General features: G+C 44.9%; 14 protein-coding genes. 5 read left to right on the top strand and 9 right to left on the bottom strand.

Translation table 11 applies throughout. The annotated features are described in order from the left end of the window. Nucleotides 1-45 precede the first annotated feature (45 nt). The 5 genes from glpK to MJ595_RS07465 all read right to left on the bottom strand — a co-directional run bounded on the left by glpK (nucleotide 46) and on the right by MJ595_RS07465 (nucleotide 6,063). Complete coding sequence (gene glpK, locus MJ595_RS07485; RefSeq protein WP_263081822.1) at nucleotides 46-1,548, bottom strand: glycerol kinase GlpK; 1,503 nt, start codon at nucleotides 1,546-1,548, stop codon at nucleotides 46-48. Nucleotides 1,549-1,578: 30 nt separating this feature from the next. Next, entirely contained in the window at nucleotides 1,579-2,403 is an 825-nt protein-coding gene (locus tag MJ595_RS07480) for an aquaporin family protein (RefSeq protein ID WP_263081821.1), read from the bottom strand. Nucleotides 2,404-2,662: 259 nt separating this feature from the next. Then, a complete protein-coding gene (locus tag MJ595_RS07475) occupies nucleotides 2,663-3,163 on the bottom strand; it encodes a hypothetical protein (RefSeq protein WP_263081820.1) in 501 nt (166 codons plus the stop codon). A gap of 230 nt (nucleotides 3,164-3,393) precedes the next feature. Continuing rightward, nucleotides 3,394-4,563, bottom strand: coding sequence for a hypothetical protein (locus MJ595_RS07470; RefSeq protein ID WP_263081819.1), 1,170 nt, complete (start codon nucleotides 4,561-4,563; stop codon nucleotides 3,394-3,396). 183 nt (nucleotides 4,564-4,746) lie between these two features. After that, the gene (locus MJ595_RS07465) at nucleotides 4,747-6,063 is read right to left on the bottom strand and encodes a hypothetical protein (protein ID WP_263081817.1); all 1,317 of its coding nucleotides are present in this window, start codon (nucleotides 6,061-6,063) and stop codon (nucleotides 4,747-4,749) included. A gap of 255 nt (nucleotides 6,064-6,318) precedes the next feature. On the opposite strand from MJ595_RS07465, the gene glpA reads away from it, so the two are divergent. From glpA to glpC, 3 genes are read left to right on the top strand one after another with little or no spacing between them, the layout of a single operon-like run. Further along, entirely contained in the window at nucleotides 6,319-7,995 is a 1,677-nt protein-coding gene (gene glpA, locus MJ595_RS07460) for an anaerobic glycerol-3-phosphate dehydrogenase subunit A (RefSeq protein WP_263081815.1), read from the top strand. Continuing rightward, nucleotides 7,992-9,293: a glycerol-3-phosphate dehydrogenase subunit GlpB gene (gene glpB / locus MJ595_RS07455; protein ID WP_263081814.1), complete on the top strand. Its 1,302-nt coding sequence runs from the start codon at nucleotides 7,992-7,994 to the stop codon at nucleotides 9,291-9,293. Before glpA ends, glpB begins: the two co-directional genes overlap by 4 nt. Next, a complete protein-coding gene (gene glpC, locus MJ595_RS07450) occupies nucleotides 9,244-10,494 on the top strand; it encodes an anaerobic glycerol-3-phosphate dehydrogenase subunit GlpC (protein ID WP_263081813.1) in 1,251 nt (416 codons plus the stop codon). The genes glpB and glpC overlap by 50 nt, the downstream gene beginning before the upstream one ends. Before the next feature lie 51 nt (nucleotides 10,495-10,545). On the opposite strand, the gene MJ595_RS07445 is transcribed toward glpC, so the two are convergent. Further along, entirely contained in the window at nucleotides 10,546-11,850 is a 1,305-nt protein-coding gene (locus MJ595_RS07445; RefSeq protein WP_263081811.1) for a hypothetical protein, read from the bottom strand. A 183-nt stretch (nucleotides 11,851-12,033) separates the two neighbouring features. On the opposite strand from MJ595_RS07445, the gene MJ595_RS07440 reads away from it, so the two are divergent. Both MJ595_RS07440 and cueR read left to right on the top strand, forming a co-directional pair. Then, on the top strand, nucleotides 12,034-14,502 hold the full coding sequence (locus MJ595_RS07440) for a heavy metal translocating P-type ATPase (RefSeq protein ID WP_263081810.1): 2,469 nt from the start codon (nucleotides 12,034-12,036) through the stop codon (nucleotides 14,500-14,502). Further along, entirely contained in the window at nucleotides 14,502-14,894 is a 393-nt protein-coding gene (gene cueR, locus MJ595_RS07435; protein WP_263081809.1) for a Cu(I)-responsive transcriptional regulator, read from the top strand. The genes MJ595_RS07440 and cueR overlap by 1 nt, the downstream gene beginning before the upstream one ends. A 92-nt stretch (nucleotides 14,895-14,986) precedes the next feature. Here the strand turns inward: cueR and MJ595_RS07430 are convergent, their stop codons facing one another. The 3 genes from MJ595_RS07430 to MJ595_RS07420 all read right to left on the bottom strand — a co-directional run bounded on the left by MJ595_RS07430 (nucleotide 14,987) and on the right by MJ595_RS07420 (nucleotide 18,511). Beyond that, complete coding sequence (locus MJ595_RS07430; protein ID WP_263081808.1) at nucleotides 14,987-16,138, bottom strand: M20 family metallopeptidase; 1,152 nt, start codon at nucleotides 16,136-16,138, stop codon at nucleotides 14,987-14,989. 128 nt (nucleotides 16,139-16,266) lie between these two features. Then, complete coding sequence (locus MJ595_RS07425; protein ID WP_263081807.1) at nucleotides 16,267-16,845, bottom strand: EamA family transporter; 579 nt, start codon at nucleotides 16,843-16,845, stop codon at nucleotides 16,267-16,269. Between the two features lie 328 nt (nucleotides 16,846-17,173). After that, entirely contained in the window at nucleotides 17,174-18,511 is a 1,338-nt protein-coding gene (locus MJ595_RS07420) for an IS1380 family transposase (RefSeq protein WP_263078015.1), read from the bottom strand. Nucleotides 18,512-18,531 lie beyond the last annotated feature (20 nt).

Raw genomic sequence — 18,531 nt, 5'->3', positions numbered from 1 at the left:
ACTCCAGAGAGCATCAGCATAAGAAAGCTGATGCTCTCCGCTATCTTACTCAATCCAATTTCTGGAACGCTCTACGGCCTTCTTCCATCCCTTATAGAGATCCCCCCGTTTCTCATCATCCATCTCTGGCTCATACTCACGACAGATAGAAACTTTATCCTTCAACTCATCAATATTATTCCAGAAGCCCACTGCCAGGCCTGCCAAATAGGCAGCACCCGCTGCGGTGGTTTCAGCCACTTTGGGTCGTACTACATTTTTACCCAAAATATCGGACTGGAATTGCATCAGGAAATTATTCGCCACAGCACCACCATCAACCCGCAACTGGCTCAGCTCAATTCCGGAGTCCTGCTGCATGGCTTCCAACAAATCCCTGGATTGATAGGCAATGGCTTCCAGCGTTGCACGAACAATATGGTTACGGTTTGCACCACGGGTCAGGCCAAAAATAGAGCCTCGGGCATAAGGATCCCAATAAGGCGCACCCAACCCCACAAAAGCAGGAACCACATAAACGCCATTGGTGTCTTCAACTTTTGACGCGAAGTATTCAGTATCCGCTGCATCACGCACCAGACCCAGCTCATCCCTTAGCCACTGGACACTGGCACCACCCATAAATACCGAACCTTCCAGTGCATACGTCACCTTACCATCAATACCGCAGGCAATAGTCGTCAGCAAACCATTTTCAGAACGGATAGGCTTGTCACCGGTATGCATTAACAGGAAGCAACCCGTACCATAGGTATTCTTGGCCATGCCTTTTTCCAGACACATCTGACCAAACAGGGCTGCATGCTGGTCACCGGCAATACCGGCTATAGGAATACGGGTTCCACCTTTACCACCAATATTGGTTTGACCATAAACTTCTGAACAGGATTTTACCTCAGGCAGCATTGAGCGTGGAATCTGCAGGATTTCCAGCATTTTCTCATCCCATTGCAACTTGTTAATATCAAACAACATGGTGCGGGAAGCGTTGGTATAATCAGTGACGTGTACACGCCCATTGGTCAGTTTCCAGATAACCCAGGAATCTACCGTACCAAATAACAGGTCGCCTTTTTCTGCTTTTTCCCTTGCCCCTTCAACATTATCAAGAATCCACTTCACTTTGGTGCCAGAAAAATAAGCATCGGTGACCAATCCAGTGGTTTCTTTAATATACTCTTCAAGCCCTTCTCGTTTGAGCTGCTCGCAAATATCTGTAGTACGACGGCACTGCCAAACAATCGCGTTATGAACAGGCTGCCCCGTATGCTTATCCCAGACCACAGTGGTTTCACGCTGGTTAGTAATACCAATACCTGCTACCTGATCGCTGCGAATACCTGTTTTAGCCAGTACCTCTGTTAATACAGAACTCTGGGTTGCCCAGATCTCCATGGCATTATGCTCTACCCAGCCAGCCCGTGGATAAATCTGGGTAAACTCACGCTGGGAAACACCAACAATATAGCCCTGCTTATTGAAAATAATGGCACGAGAGCTGGTTGTACCCTGGTCTAAAGCAACAATATATTGAGCATCAGTATTCAAAAGATATTCCTTCTTTTAATTCGATTGTTTTTAAACGTCCGCAGAGCGTATTTCACAACCGGCTGTGGCACATTCAGTGGGTTCCAACTGGCTGGCAATCAATTTCACATAAACCCAGGCTCCGGCCATTGCTCCACAAATCGGGCCAACAATAGGCACCCAGAAATAAGGGTTGGAACGAGCTCCGGTCAGGGCAACGTCACCCCAGCCAGCAAAATAGGCAAATAGCTTTGGACCAAAATCCCTGGCCGGATTCATGGCAAACCCTGTCAAAGGTCCAAAAGAAGCACCAATCACAGCAATCACTATTCCAATTAACAACGCAGACAAGGCTCCATTTGACACACCGTTATTGTCATCACCAATAGCCAGAATGGCTCCCATCAAAACCGCCGTGATGAAAAACTCAACAAAAAATGCCTGAACGTTAGTAAGAACCGCATTCGGATAAGTGGAGAAAACCCCTGCCGTCGCCAAACTGGACGCTTCACCACGAACAATGGCATGGTCGCTTTCAAACTCAATGAACAGTCCCTGATACAGGAAGTAAACCAATGCCGCGGCACTGAAAGCACCCAGGATTTGTGCTGCGATATAAGGCAGTACTTTATGTTTTTCAAAGCCTTTAAATACCGTGAGAGCCAAAGTGACTGCCGGATTCAGGTGAGCACCGGAAACGCCTCCAGAGACATAAATGGCAATGGCAACCCCCATGCCCCAGACAATGGAAATTTCCCACTGACCAAAGTCGGCGCCAGCAAGTACTAAAGCAGCAACACAGCCCGCACCGAAAAAAATCAGCAGACCCGTTCCTATAAATTCCGCAATACATTGGCCCAATAGTGACTGTCGCATAAAAATCGTCCATCACAGCAAAAGGAAACAAAAGGCTAACGGATTTTCACAAAAAGAAACACATCTAAGCAATGCTAGAGGCTTGACACCTATCAATAAACAAACAGAAAACGGTGAAACTTTACTCTCACCATCGATAAATTAATTCATGGGAAAATATTGGGGAAGAAGCTGTATGAATGAATGCAAAAACCACGAAGGATATGAAGACAAAGTTTCTCTTTCAATGCTTCATATCCTTCATGATTCCAAAGAGCCTTTAACTGCTTGTCTTCTGTTGTAAACGAACCCACTCATGGCATGAATCATAGGCTTTTTTCAGGCTATAGCCAGTGCCCGCAACACTACCTGCGATAATCGCCCCCATACCCTGCAAGACCTGTCCATCAGCTTGCAAAGCTTGCCCATTTTTTTCTTCCCCATCATTGGGAGACAAAAGCATTCTGCCTGCCTCCGCTAAACACACCCCGGCAGCGGCAGCGCAAAGAAGCCCGGAAACCAGATATTTACCGGTATTTACCAACGCCTTTGTTTTACGCTCAGCTAACGGCACCAGCTTATCCATGTCATTTGAGGTCAATGGCTTCCGACATAGAGGACACGGATATTCTGATTCTTTTGCATCGTTATTGAGAACTGGTTTAACCCAGGCGAAAACACAGGTTTTATGGAAAGCATGCTTGCAATCAAGGTCTGTTTTTATGCTGCCATCAGTATAATCACTTCTGCAAATACTACAGGTACTGTTATCAATTTTCATAATGTTACCTCCATGTAAACGTCCTCACTAATAATAATGAGTCTTTTTTTTAAAGGCATAACATTTATGTAAGAATAACTAACTTTCTGGTAGCACGAATGCTGTCAGGCCTTGAGCCCTAATAGCGTTAATCTGCTAAGCTCAAAACAAAAAAACCTCCCCCTTTTTCAGCGCTCCTATCCATGAATTGTCTCCCACACCATATTGAAAAAACAAGTCAATCCATATTTTTAAGGAAGTGGACATAAAAGCGGTTCTGCACGATACAACCTGGCAACCGGTGGATTATCCGCATAATAATCTGTACATGTACCAGGGTACTGCTCAATAAAAGTACAAACAGCACACTCCTTACCATCTATTACACCAGCATAAATATTAGGCATTGATTCGACTTCTTCGACGGGCATTATTTTTTCTGGCCTTCCAGAAAAATTAAATAGGATCTGCTCAATACAGGCAACCGATTTTCCAGGGACTAGTCTATACCAATAGCACCCCCTGAACATACCAGCACCTTCATTAGGCGTAACCTCAACTTCATTCCCACCGTGCTGGCAAAAAATAGGCTTTTGGAATGCACTATCTGGAAGCGGGATAGCTTTCTTGGTAACAGAGTATCCTGTTATAATTTTTGAAATTTCTAAAAGCACAGGAAAGGTAAATATATTAGCAAGTGTAAAGGGGCACTCCAACCATTTTTTATACTGCTCTTCTTCACTCAAATGATCCATTTGAGATAGAAACCTCATAAAACCATCTGGTGTTAAATAAGCACCATTACACTCCTTTCTATCAACAATAATTTTAACATTATAGCCAGTATCCTTTTCAGAATTAATTTTGATAGTATGGCTGAAAACAGCGTCGGCTTTAGCCTTCTGAAGGTCAACCCCAGAGCCTTCAGTTATTTGCCACTTAAACTCCTCTGGCAATTGCTCTAATGGACTAACCATTTTTTTTATTCGATCCCTAACCATTTCTACGTATTCTTTATATACTTCCTCTCTCTTCCCTTTCTGCACACAGCCTGATGCACTACCAAATAAGCCACCCGCTACAGGAGAACCCACACCTAAAAGCGATTCGTCATCAACTTCATAGTTTCCAAATAAATCATACCCAAAAAACAAATCACTTTTTAGCATGATATTACTATAAAGATCCACCCGATGCCCCATAGCTACAAATGGCGTTACCCATCGATAACGCATATTTTTATATATAATTTCTTTACTGGAATCTACTTTTTCAGATTTCTCCCTAACCAAATAAAGATTTTCTTCTTCCACTGCAAGCTTTATTTCAGGGGTTATTTTTATTTCATATCCCGCATAGCAACCATTCCAGATAATTAATATGTTTAAAATCAAGCATACAAGAAAAAATAGTCGTTTCATAATATCCAGGCTAATGGAGTAAAATATCAATTCCAATATAGCCTATAAATAGACCTATCACCTGATGACCTTTTACACCCAAATAGTCTTGACTTAATCTTTTAACTGACACCTGCCTTAAAATAAAAAAGGACAGGAAGGAAAAAGGATATTTCAAAATCACAGAAAATATCATTCCCCCTTCTACTCTACAATCCTAAAAACTTTTACCGTATGAAAGCTATACATGACTGCCAAGTATTGACAATCACGACTAAGAATCAGGGAGTAAGGACCTGCAAAACGTTGCTTGCGCTCATCCCAGCATTGGACTTTACTCCGATCAAAGGTTAACTCGACCCACCTCCCCCCCTGTTTTTTTAGATATTTTATATGACCGTCCTTAAACCCAATAACTAAGCACTGGCTATTAGAGCTAAAAACGTGACTGATTAAATGCTCTTCATGCTCAAAGATATCTTCATTATCAATACAAAAATCATTAGGATTGATTTTTTTTAATATTGCTTGCTCAGCATATACCCTTCTAGGGCCTTTAGTACAAATATACCTTTGTGTCTGTTTATATATAAGCAAATACTGACTGTCGGGGCTAAAATCAACAGTACCATCATATCCACCATAATCTATTGTTTTCCAATGACCATTCTCTACGTCAAGCCCCCTCAACCTATAATCCTCAAAATATCTAGAAACTATTAACCCAAAGTATCTACTAAACAGGACGTCAAAAACTATTGAGTGCTTTCCTGAAACTTGAATAGTATCCCCTACCTGAGTTAAAACTCCTTCTCTAATTTCACTCTGATAAAGTACATAAATACATTGTTTCCTATTCAACTCTGCTTTAGGTTTAACTACAACAGCATAAGCGCAGGCATCTAGACTTACAAAGACATCATCCACTACTTCCTCATTTTTAAAAACTGTACCACTTAGAAGGTCTGGAAGATGCCGTTTCGCTTTTGAAAATTCAAATTTATTCTCTTGCTTTGTTAGCCATAGGCAGTCATCCATTTTACCATCATCTTGTATTTTTCTTATCTGAAGTCCGGGGGGCCTAGAATCTATCTTTGTTAAAAGATGCCTGGAATGCCTGTCAAACTGGCAAATTCCTTTGTTTTCTACACTGAACTCATCCATGACATCTAAAGCTAAGCTCTCCCCCCACTTTGCAAGATAAACTTTTCTCTTATCACTGACTGCTACATATTTGTTATCATCACTCTGTGCAAAATTCACTTCTTCCCTAACACTCACTTCTCCAGAATCGTCACCAAAACATAGTATTCGATCACCACGGTTTATCCCCAAAGGATATAAATAAATACATTTCCCATGCACGACCAGCAATGAATTATCATAAAAATCGATCTGACCTACGGCGCTTGTTAACTGAATGTCAGCGACCTCCTCAAAAAAAACATCAAATGCACGCAGCTCAACAAAAAACAACAATCCTGATATAAGTAAACTATATCTTATCCTTACTTTCTTCATAAGCTTGACCCTAGTACATCAACTAGCGATAAGTAATTATAATAGATGAAAGATCCCCCCCCTTCTCCAACCCCCATAGAACATCAACAAATAGACGCAAGCACACCACACGCCACAAATCACCAAAAAATCACAACCAAACCTACTATCGAACCAATACGAACACAGTCGAATGTTGATATAAATCATTTCGAACATTAAAATCCCCCTACATAATGTTTGTAAAGACGCGTATCTAACCTAACCAGGCCTCTAATGAAAACCCTTGAAACAGACGTTGTCATCATCGGCGGTGGCGCTACAGGAGCCGGTGTCCTTCGTGACTGCTCACTGCGGGGCATTCGTGCAATTCTGATCGAGAAAGATGATATTGCCACTGGAGCTACCGGCCGCAACCACGGCTTGCTTCATTCCGGAGGCCGTTATGCTGTCACTGACGCCCACTCTGCCAAAGAGTGCATCCAGGAAAACAAAATCCTTAAGAAAGTCGCCCGTCACTGCATAGAAGAAACCGGCGGATTATTTATCACCCTGCCCGAGGATGACGTGTCTTTTCAAAAGACATTTATCGAAGCCTGTAATACGTCAGGCATTGAAACAGAGCTACTCTCTTCACAGCAGGCATTGAAACTAGAGCCAAACGTCAACCCACGATTACTGGGCGCTGTAAAGGTTCCTGATGGAACCATTGATCCCTTTCGCCTGACAGCATCCAACATTCTTGACGCCGAAGAACATGGCGGCCAGCTGCTCAATTACACCCGGGTTCAGGGACTGATTGTTGAAAATGGCCGTGTCTGCGGCATTCATGCCACCCACATTAAAACCGGGGAACGCATTGCTGTTCGCGCTCAACAAGTGGTGAATGCTGCCGGGATATGGGGACAACAAATTGCAGAATATGCCGACCTTTCTATCCATATGATCCCTTCAAAGGGTTCTCTGCTCATCATGGATTATCGGATTAACAGCATGGTGCTTAACCGCTGTCGTAAACCGGCTGACGCTGACATTCTGGTTCCTGGCGACACCATTTCCCTGATTGGCACTACATCCCAAAAAATCCCCTACGGTGAAATTGATAATCTGAAAATTGATCCTGAAGAGGTGGATATTCTGATCCGCGAAGGAGAAAAGCTGGCTCCTGTCATGTCACGCTCCCGAATTCTTCGGGCCTATGCGGGAGTACGCCCTTTGGTTGCCCTGGGAGACAGTACAGGCCGGAATATCAGCCGCGGAATTGTGTTAATGGACCATGCAGACAATGACGGTTTACCTGGACTGGTAACTATTACCGGTGGCAAGCTGATGACTTATCGCCTGATGGCAGAAAAAGCCACAGATGCCGTTGCCAAACACCTGGGCAATAGCACTCCCTGCTGTACTGCCGAAGTTCCTTTACCGGGAGCCTGTGGTGAACAGGCAGATATTCAAACGCCAACCCTGTCAGCTCCGGTGTCTGTTTCCGCAAAATATCGCCATGGTGAGCGGGCAGCAATGTTCCTTTCCGAAAATGAAGAAAAGAATGCCATTGTTTGTGAATGTGAAATGGTAACCCGGGGGGAAATCGAATACGCCGTTGAAAAACTCAATGCCCCGGACTTAGTGGATCTTCGTCGTCGGACACGGCTGGGTATGGGGCCTTGTCAGGGCGAACTCTGTGCCTGTCGTGCGGCAGGCATTATCCAGGATCTAATCCCCACAGAACCACAGCAGCCCCTGAATAGCATTGGTGAATTCCTGGAAGAGCGCTGGAAAGGCAATCAGCCAGTCCTATGGGGCGATGCCTTGCGGGAAGCTGAGTTCAGTCACTGGATTTATGAATCATTGCTAGGCTATAGCAGCCTGCAAAAAGCAACAGAACCCCTTGATATCAATTTGGCACAACCTGCCATTACACAAAGCCCAGTAAAAGAGAAGCCAGCAGCATGAGATATGACAGCATAATTATTGGCGGCGGGCTGGCTGGACTGACCTCTGCCATCCGCTGCGCCGAAGCAGGCTTGAAAACGGCAGTAATCAGTTTCGGGGAAAGTTCCCTGACTTTTGCCTCTGGCGCTATTGACATCCTTGGTTATCATAGCGATGGCAGTGTCGTGCAATCACCTTTTCCCGCCGTGGCCAAGCTTGCAGAAAGTAACCCCAACCACCCTTATAGCAAGGTTGGGGTAGACACACTTAAACAAGGTCTGCACCGCTTTTGCCACCACCTTGACGTTGCCGGAGTTCCCATGGCCAGCCAGAGTGAAGATAATCACTGGCGAACAACGGCATTGGGCAGCCTTCGTCCAGCCTGGCTTTACCAACCCGGTATGATGCCACTGCCTATAAAACAGCCCGCAAAGGGAATTCAGCGCATTGCTATTGTTAATATCGCCGGATTCAGGGATTTTCAGCCTTCTCTTGCAGTTGCAGGTCTAAAGCAGCACCCGGCATTTCAACAAGCCAGGATTACCAGTAAAACCATTACTGCCAGGGAGCTGGGTCTGGAAACCCGAAATCCGTTTGAGCTTCGCTCTATCGAATTAGCACGGGCGTTAAATCATGCCGATAACTTTCAGCGACTGACAAACGCCCTTGGAGGCGCAGCAGGTTCTTCGGATTTGCTTATCATACCTGCCGTTTTGGAGGACTCACTGGGCAGAAGCCGTATTCCTGAATTATCACAAAAAATTGGCTGTCAGATTATGGAAGTGGCAAGCCTGCCTCCCTCACTACCAGGCCTGCGCATTGCTAACGCCCTGAAAAGGCAGTTCAACAAGCTGGGCGGGATGCTTATTGAAGGAGATCTGGTGGAAAAAGGCAACTTTGATAATGGTCGCCTGGTGAGTATTGAGACCCATTACAACAAGGATCTGCCCCTGTATGCCAATCACTTTGTTCTGGCTTCCGGCAGTTTCTTCAGCAAAGGACTCCTAAGCAAGCAAAATCGCATCATTGAGCCAACCTTTGACCTTGATGTGGAAGCCCCTTCAGACCGGTCACTATGGGCATCAGGAAAATTCCTGGACAGCAAGGCTCATCATTTTATTGAATACGGTGTCAGCTGCAACCAGCAGTTGCAACCAACGCGCCAGGGTCTGCCCATTGAAAATATGTACTGTGTTGGCTCTGTGCTGGCCGGTTTTAACCCGGTAGCAGAAGGTTCAGCCGGTGGTGTATCCATTGCCACAGGCTTCCATGCTGCCGAACAAATTATTGCTGCATATCAAGCCTGCGCCGGTAATTAAGATGCTATCTCTCACAGACACCACCTTTGATAACTGTATCAAATGCACCGTTTGCACCACCCGCTGCCCGGTTGCTGAAGCACGCCCTGATTATCCCGGCCCCAAGCAGGCTGGCCCTGATGGCGAACGATTTCGCATCAAAAGCCCCGGCCTGTACGACGATGCCCTGAAGTATTGCACCAACTGTAAACGCTGTGAGGTGGCCTGCCCGTCCAATGTCCATATCGGCACAATTATTCAGAAGGCCAAGGCTCGCCATGACGGGTTCAAGCAGGGTCCCCGGGAGTTTATGCTGAGCCATACTGACTTGATGGGTACCCTGTCTTCAACCACCGCACCTATTGTCAATGTAGTAACGGCCATGAAGCCTGTGAAAAAACTACTGGACAAAACCCTGGGGGTTGATGAACGACGGACACTGCCGAAATACACCTTCCAGACATTCCGTAAATGGTTTGGCAAACATGCCGGAAACCAGGAACGTTTTGACCGCAAGATCACCTATTTCCACGGTTGCTACACCAATTACAACGTACCCGCAGTGGGTAAAGACCTGGTGGCTGTTTTAAATGCCATTAATATTGGTGTGCGATTAACGGCAAAAGAAAAATGTTGTGGCGTCCCTCTCATTGCCAACGGCTTCCTGAAAAAGGCCCGTAAAAATGCTGACCTGAATATGACTCAGTTTGCCAAAAGCCTGGATGCCGGTTCAGAAGCCGTTATCTCATCCTCTTCAAGCTGCGCCATGACGTTACGGGATGAGTATCCGGATATGCTGGATGTGGATAACTCTGCCTTTAAAGATCAGATCCAGTTTGTCTCCCGGTTCCTGATCAAGGAATTTGCATCCGGAAATAAGCCGGAAATGAAGCCCCTTAACCTGAAGGTAGCCTACCATAGCCCCTGTCACTTGATTCGTATGGGGGGAGTGGTTCATACCGTTGAGCTGATGCGGGAAATCCCGGGACTGGAACTGACCCTGCTTGACCAGAATTGCTGTGGCTTGTCCGGTACTTATGGCTTTAAGAAAGAGAACTATGATACTTCCCAAAAAATTGCCAATAAGATGCTGGAGCAAATAAAGACAACGGAAGCTGACTATATCATCACAGACTGTGAGTCATGCAAAATGCAGGTGGAGATGAATACTGACCATAAGGTACTTCATCCGGTGACGCTGATTGCTATGGCACTAGTTTAGAAACCACTCTATGGACAATAATAATTACTATTGTCCATAGACTATGGCATATCATTTAAAAGCCTGCTCCAGATCCTTAAGGTCAATGGGCTTATCCATATAATAAATGCCTCTATCCACTTCATGCTTCAGGAATCCAATATCTGATTTTCCGGGATTAACCGCTTCAGCCTTTCTTTCAATAGCTGCATCATACACATCATCAAAACTCGGTTTGTCTGTACTGTCAGCTATTCTTAATAGCGTATCAGCAGCTGCATTCATTCCCCGCCCTCCATTGGATAGAAGAGGCAATAGCTTAGCCATATTAGCTATAGAAAAACCGTTATTTTCAGGAGAAAATGCCAGATTTACCAACTCCTCAATTCGTCTATCTTTAGCATAAAAAAAGCTGTTAGATAAAGCAGCCAAATCCAATGTTAGCCGGTGCCTTGGACATCCCTGACATATTGAGTCCCCATAAACCGACTGCTCCTGAACACCTGCCGCCCGGATTATTTCTAAAAGTCGAAATAAATTGGCCACATCAAGATTTATTGATGCACCTACCGAATGACAATCGCCACTTTTTCCTGCATCACGGCATAAAGGCTCTCTATATGTCACACATTCCGTTCCATCTTTAGGAAAACAACTCTTAATTACGGGTCTATTTCCCATTTCCAACTTGGCAACATCAACAGCCATAGAGGCTTCCGCCAGGCGGACAACATCGACACCTGTAATATAAAGAGGCCCATATGGAGGGACATATATTTCTTTGACCAATTCAAAGACTTTCATTGCTTTATTTTTTGATTCACCAGGTGGTAATCCTGCTTTCATTTTTAATCTGGACGCCACTTCATAAATTTCATCTAGCCCAATACATAGGTCATCGCTACTCATTTTCTTTATATCACTTTGATAGATCTGAAAATCTCTGCGAAGCTGATCATAACTAACAACAGGCTCTGAATTCAGATAGTTACACCTTCTTTCTTTGGCGTGAGGAGAGGCATCAGCAGTCTTTGTTTCAGGTTTGTTTTTTGTTTTTTCAGGGACAGCTGCGCCAAATCTAAATCCACTGTCAGCCCCCATATACAGTTGTCCTGTATTGATATAGATTGATCCCTTTTCTGAATTAGCTATTATAAAGTCATTGCCCTTATAAAAAAAATCCTCGTTATCATTCATATTGACTTTATGCCCGGCTTTTTGAGCAGCTTTTTCAAAAAGATATTTAAAAATATCTTCCTCATCATCACCCGATTGCGCATTCGCCGGAGCAGTTAGTACATTAGATAGAACTACAATAAAAAAAACACTTAAAACCCTGCTAAAATAACAGGCTCTATTTATTTCTTTTCCCAACATTTATTACCACCTTAATATTATTAGTCAATATATTTATATACATGGGGATGTATTCCATTCAAAAGACAAAATTCATATTAAAAAGTTCACATCAAATATAAGACTTTTAATTAAAAGCATTCCTTCCCACCTTTACCTTCCAGTTAGGGTAAAGGTTATCCTACCTGTAATATCAAGATTATTATGGGATTTTCAACAATGGCAGGACTACAGACTCAGCTAAAGCTCTCAGGAGTCAGCTGTGCGGGCTGTGTTGGCAAGATAGAGAAAGCCTTGCTCGCCGTACCCGGCGTTTCCCGGGCTTCCGTCAATTTTGCAGACAGAACGGCAACAATCTCGGGAAATACTGATTCGAAAGCATTGATAAATGCGATCAAAACTGCCGGTTTTGATGCATCGGTCATAAAGCCCGTTAATGACAAAGTACTTCTTATTTCCATTCCCTCCATCCGTTGTACATCCTGTGTCAATAAAATTGAAACCGCCATAAATCAGCTGTCCGGGATTAAAAAAGCCACTGTCAATCTCTCAGACAAAACCCTGACCATAGAAGGCTCAGTAATACTGGCTACCATCTTGGAAGCACTGGAAAAAATCGGCTTTCCGGGGTATTTGATAGACCAGGAAGAAGAACGTCGTTTACAACAGGAACAGGAAGATAAGGCGCAATACCGCTATCTGCTCAAACACACCACCATTGCCCTTGGACTGGGTATTCCCCTTATGGCCTGGGGAGTTATTACTGGCGAGATGAGCATTAATAACTCCAGTCAGCAACTGGCCTGGGGAGGAGTTGGAGTGCTAACCTTCCTGGTACTTTTTTTCTCGGGAAAACACTATTTTGCCGGGATGTGGCAATCACTGAAATACCGCAACGCCAATATGGACACCCTTATTGCCACGGGAACCGGCGCGGCATGGCTTTATTCCATGCTAGTGGTTTTATTCCCTGAGTCACTGCCCGCCAGTGCCCGCCATGTCTATTTTGAAGCCTCCGCCATGATTATTGGCCTGATTAACCTGGGCCATGCCCTCGAACTAAGAGCCAGGGGCAAAACCAGCGAAGCCATAAAAAAGCTGCTTGGGTTACAGGTAAAAACAGCACAGGTTATTCGCAATAATCAGGAAATGGCTATACCCATTAATCAGGTTATAAAGGGTGATATCCTGCGTATTCGTCCCGGTGAGAAAATACCGGTGGACGGGATCGTTATTGACGGCGCCAGTCTGATAGATGAATCCATGCTGACCGGAGAACCAGTGCCTGTTAGTAAACAAAAGAGTGATCCGGTGACTGCGGGAACCCTGAATAAAAACGGCAGTTTACTGGTTAAAGCTGATAAAGTTGGTAATGAAACAGCCCTTGCCCACATCATTGCTTTAGTGAAAAAAGCGCAAGGTTCCAAAATGCCCATAGCCCGGTTAGCTGATAAAATAGCCGCTGTATTTGTCCCCGCTGTGATCCTGATAGCCCTGGTGGCCGCAGCAATATGGTTTTATTTTGGTCCTGACCCCAAAGCGGCTCATACCCTGGTTGTCTTTACCACGGTTCTGATCATAGCCTGCCCCTGCGCTTTGGGTCTTGCTACACCCATGTCCGTCATGGTGGGGGTAGGCAAGGCAGCAGAAATGGGGATGCTGGTGCGCAACGGTGATGCCTTACAACAGGCCAGTAATATAACATCACTGGTTCTTGACAAAACAGGCACGATTACAGAGGGAAAACCTCAAGTCACGGACATTTTGCCTGTTCATACTATTTCTGAAGATTTACTGATGACTCTGGCCGCCAGCCTGGAAGCCAGTTCAGAGCACCCTCTGGCCGAAGCCATCATCAGCTCGGCAAAAGATAAAAACCTTACTTTATTACCCGCAGCTAACTTTTCGTCCATTACCGGACAGGGTGTTAAGGGGCAAGTGCAAGACCAGAGTCTTTTACTGGGTAATAACAAGCTAATGACCGGGAACGGAATAAATACCGATATTCTGACCTCACAGGCCCAAACACTTGCAGCCCGTGGAAAGACTCCCATGTACCTGGCAGTAGATAACCAGCTGGCTGGATTAATCGCTGTGGCTGACCCCATACGCAAGGATTCAGTGGCTGCCATACAGAGATTACACCGGTTAGGTATTAAGCTGGTAATGCTAACCGGAGACAACTGGCTGACGGCAGAGACAGTGGCAAATGAAATCGGTATAGATCAGGTGTACGCCGAAGTGTTACCTGAAGATAAGGATCGCCATATTAGTCAGCTACAACAACAGGGTGAAAAAGTCGGAATGACCGGTGATGGCATCAATGATGCCCCTGCATTAGCGAGAGCCGATGTAGGCTTTGCCATTGGTACAGGAACCGATATAGCCATTGAATCCGCTGATATCACGCTTATTCGTCCATCACTCCATGGACTGGCAAATGCTGTGGAGCTTTCCCGGGCCACACTTCGAAATATCAAACAAAACCTACTGGGCGCTTTTATCTACAACTCATTAGGTATTCCGGTGGCTGCGGGTGTGTTATACCCATTGACAGGAATGCTCCTCAATCCGGTCATAGCAGGGGCAGCAATGGCACTATCTTCCGTCACCGTAGTATCCAATGCCAACCGATTGAAACTTTTTAAATCATCTCTCCGGGAAACATTCTGATGAATATCTCAAAAGCAGCCGAGGCCACAGGACTAACACCAAAGACCATTCGCTATTATGAAAGCATTCAGTTAATTACGCCCGCTTGCCGACAACAGAATGGCTACCGTGAATACAGCAGGGATAACCTGAAAGAGCTGGCATTTATTAATCAGGCCAGAAAACTGGGGTTTACGCTAAAGGAGTGTGCCGAACTTATGAACCTATACAAGGACAAAGGCAGAAAAAGTTCCGATGTGAAGGCCCTGACAATGAAGAAGATTGAAGATATTGAGAAAAAAATTACCCAGCTACAATCCATCAGGGATAGCCTCCAATTGATGACGGAGTGTTGTCACGGAGATGAGCTGCCAGAGTGTCCTATTATTGACTGTTTGGCGAAGGCACATTAATAACGGGAGGGTTGAGGGCTGATGGAGAATAAAAGCGTATTCTCCATCAACCTTTCCTGCTAAGCACTCCATAGGGACGTAGAGGGTGAGTATTACTTCGCCAGTTGTTCCTCAACCAGCACCTGCCAATACTTCACTCCATTCATCAGAATCTTGTCATTGAAGTCATAATTGGGGTTATGAAGCGCAGTACCGCCACACTCACCAATGCCGTTCCCCATGAGGATGTAACAGCCAGGTACTTCGCGAAGCATAAATGAAAAATCTTCACTAATGGTAAAAGGCTGGCAGTTACCGTTCACCTGATCTTCACCTACCACTTTTTGAGCAGCACTGATTGCATGCTGTGTCTCTTTATCGCTATTGATAGTGGATAAAAAACTATTGTTGAATGTGTACTTGTATTCAACACCCGCAGACAGACACTGCCCCTTAACAACACGCTCAATAGCTGCTTCTATTTTGTGCAGTGCTTCATCGGTAAAGCTTCGGGTATCGCCCTTTATTTTAACCTGGGATGGAATGACGTTCACTGTACCATTGGTGGTGAATTCCGTAATGGATATAACGGCCGTTTCATCGATAGCACTCAGGTTACGAGAAACAATGGTTTGCATCGCTGTGACAATTTGCGCACCAACCACAATCGGATCTGTTCCCATATGAGGTAATGCAGCGTGTCCACCTGTGGCAATAACATCAATTTCAAAACTACTTTCACTGGCCATCAATGAGCCTGGGCGGGTTACGATATGACCTTCAGCGATACCGGGCAAATTATGTATGGCATAGACTGCATCAATGTTCCACCGGGTAAAAAGCCCATCGGCGATCATTGCTTTGGCACCCAGACCATGTTCTTCGCAAGGCTGAAAAATAAAGTAAACAGTGCCGTCAAAATTATGGGTTCTTGCCAGCTCGTGTGCAGCACCTAACAACATTGCCGTATGACCATCATGACCACAGGCATGCATAACTCCCTCATGAACCGATGCATGGGCAAAACAATTTTGCTCTTTAATATGAAGGGCATCCATATCAGCACGAAGCCCTATGGACCGTTCACTGCTTCCACACTTAAGTATCCCTACCACACCTGTTTTGCCAATATTTCTATGAACCTCTATGCCCATTTCCTCAAGACACCGAGCCACCATTTCCGAGGTAAGCTGCTCTTCAAAACCAAACTCGGGGTGTTTGTGGATATGACGACGCCAGGCGATCACTTGTTGTTCAATGGTCATGGTTCAGGCTCCAGAATTTCTCTCGCGAAAACCATCATGCTTTTCGCTGAGTAACAGATATTGGTTTGTTTCGAGATAGTGTGTAGCCACCTCAATATGTGGGGTGGCTTAATAAATAGCTATCAGACTTATTGAGGATTCAACAACTGAGTGGATTCTACTTTGTCTGCTTCTTTTGACTCGTATTTATTGAAAATATATAGCGCTACCACAATTAAGGTAACAACAATGGTTTTACCCAATGCCATTTGCTCACCCAATGCCAGAACCGCAACGATATAACCAACTAAAGGCATCAGGTTTAGAGTCATGGATGCTTTTTCAACTCCAATTTTTGAGAATGAATAAAGCTGTACTAAATAACTTCCACCGGCGATTCCCATTCCCAGGAAAATCAGCAAGCCCGTGAGCTTTGGATTAGAGAAAATAATTTGAATTTGGGACAAGTCGAGATTTAGTGTAAATGCCGCAATCACACCAGCAATGGAAACAGACAGGTACTGGTAAAACATAGCGACTACGGAACCGTATTTTTCTGCCAAACTGCAACGCAGGTGTGAGGTCCAGGCCAAAGAAAGCATGGAGGCTGTCACCAGGGCAAATCCCAGCATGGGTATGCCACCCTCTACCTTGTTTGTTGGTCCAAGACTCATGGCAATAATGCAAAGAGCTGAGGCAACAAATGCTCCCCACTGAATTTTATTCATTTTGAAACCCATGAACATCATGCCAAAAAATACGGTTGCAAAGGGCTGCATGCCTTGAACAACTGCGTTTTCTGTGACGCCAATATGGGAAAGAGAAAGAATACCTGAATCCGTGATTTCTTGATTTGCCCGGCAGTTTTGAAAATGTGCTGATTAATTTTTTCCTTTGAAAATAACTCGGGTTATTGATTGAAGTGTTTTTATGTCGTTTTTAAGCATAAATGCTGATCAAAATATCATCAAACTTGAAGACAGGTTGAAAGAAGCCCTACCGTTATCAATACAGTACTTTCTCATTTATGGCATTTTTTTCTATCTCGCTATTCAATCAACAAAGTGCATGCTGGCTTATTAATTGATGGAAAGACCTGAAACCAGGACAGTAACGACCAAAGCGTAGCCGGTATTGATGTCCTTTTTTCAGAAGACGGGCAGCCAGGTAGATGAGTTCCTGTATCACGGTTTTTAACCGGCGTCGTTTGGCTTTATGACGTACCGGCGCATCTGGCCCGAGCAAGCAACTCTGCCCCATGTAGCGCAGAATGTTATAGACCAGTGCACCCAAACACATCACCAGGTCGTTGGTGTCAAACTTGCCTGAAGGCAGGCGCTCTAAATCCATATCAGTCTTCAACTCACTGTGAAACTGCTCGCTGGTCGCATGATCCTCATAAAGATTAATGATCTGATCATCGCTGTAGTCAGCTTCGCTGAGTGTTGTCCACCATCCTTCCAGCTCATAATCGGGTGTCAGAAATCTCTGCCCTACAGTATCAGTGGTACGCTTGATAATGCGAATAATCAGACGCTGGTTACCATAGTTGGTTTCATAGACGGTTGAGAGTGTCGCATAACTCTTTCCTGGACGCGACTCCTCCCATTTGACTTGCTTTTCTTCAAAAATGGGGAGCCAGTGTTCCTTGGTGTGATACTTTCTTGGGTTGAGCTTGATAATGTGATTCACACCTTTGAACCCGGCGATTTCCCGGCGCGATTCCTCAGCATCGTGGCCACTATCAAGGCGAACCAGAATAGGCGCTCGGGTCAAACGTCGGCTGCGGTGCAGCACTGCTTGTAAAAAGCCAATAAAATCATTCTGGGAGTGCTGAGAGCCTGGGCGTAATTCACATCCCAGGCACCAGCCTTCGCAGCCAAAGTAAGCGGCAATAGGGGCATAACCAAAGAATTTTTTATACGTGTACTCGACCCCCTCCTTTTTGGTATTGCTGTTATCCATAGGGAATACGTCGATATCCAGTGGTATGTGCTGCTTCTTATCGAGTTTTTTCGGAAGGGGTGTGACGGGCACCTGAAGATTAACCAGGACATCGGTAAGGCTGTCCTCGATGAAAGGAATCAGTTGGGCGGCATCTTCATTGAAACGCTGTCTTAAGCGGCTGGCTGAAGGCATTTGTTTAATGCCCATTGCCAACCGGAACCAGTCGTTATCCCGGTTATTATCAACATTATCAAAATCACTTTTACCCTGAGCCAGTTGGCCGCAGTAAGCTCTGATCAGGTCGATATGAGTGATACGGTGCCTTTTTTTTATTTTGCGCAGGGATTTGCTTAACGCTGTCTTTTTGTTGAGTGCATGACCAACGAAATAAAGCCCTGCGACCGGTGTATAAAATTCCGTCTGTGATTGTTCAATTTTCAGTTTCACAAAAATGCACCCAGGTGGTG

Source organism: Endozoicomonas sp. Mp262 (genome assembly GCF_025643335.1).
In the GTDB taxonomy this organism is placed as follows: domain Bacteria; phylum Pseudomonadota; class Gammaproteobacteria; order Pseudomonadales; family Endozoicomonadaceae; genus Endonucleibacter.
Note: the sequence above shows the minus strand (reverse complement) of the source record. Positions and strands in the feature narration are given on the sequence as shown.

Excerpts from the sequence above, each read along its gene's own strand:
- MJ595_RS07480 (WP_263081821.1), bottom strand. The coding sequence starts at position 2,403 with ATGCGACAGTCACTATTGGGCCAATGTATTGCGGAATTTATAGGAACG.
- glpA (WP_263081815.1), top strand. The coding sequence starts at position 6,319 with ATGAAAACCCTTGAAACAGACGTTGTCATCATCGGCGGTGGCGCTACA.
- glpB (WP_263081814.1), top strand. The coding sequence starts at position 7,992 with ATGAGATATGACAGCATAATTATTGGCGGCGGGCTGGCTGGACTGACC.
- MJ595_RS07445 (WP_263081811.1), bottom strand. The coding sequence starts at position 11,850 with ATGTTGGGAAAAGAAATAAATAGAGCCTGTTATTTTAGCAGGGTTTTA.
- cueR (WP_263081809.1), top strand. The coding sequence starts at position 14,502 with ATGAATATCTCAAAAGCAGCCGAGGCCACAGGACTAACACCAAAGACC.
- MJ595_RS07440 (WP_263081810.1), top strand. The coding sequence starts at position 12,034 with ATGGGATTTTCAACAATGGCAGGACTACAGACTCAGCTAAAGCTCTCA.
- MJ595_RS07430 (WP_263081808.1), bottom strand. The coding sequence starts at position 16,138 with ATGACCATTGAACAACAAGTGATCGCCTGGCGTCGTCATATCCACAAA.
- MJ595_RS07465 (WP_263081817.1), bottom strand. The coding sequence starts at position 6,063 with ATGAAGAAAGTAAGGATAAGATATAGTTTACTTATATCAGGATTGTTG.
- MJ595_RS07470 (WP_263081819.1), bottom strand. The coding sequence starts at position 4,563 with ATGAAACGACTATTTTTTCTTGTATGCTTGATTTTAAACATATTAATT.
- MJ595_RS07425 (WP_263081807.1), bottom strand. The coding sequence starts at position 16,845 with ATGAATAAAATTCAGTGGGGAGCATTTGTTGCCTCAGCTCTTTGCATT.
- glpC (WP_263081813.1), top strand. The coding sequence starts at position 9,244 with ATGCTGCCGAACAAATTATTGCTGCATATCAAGCCTGCGCCGGTAATT.
- MJ595_RS07475 (WP_263081820.1), bottom strand. The coding sequence starts at position 3,163 with ATGAAAATTGATAACAGTACCTGTAGTATTTGCAGAAGTGATTATACT.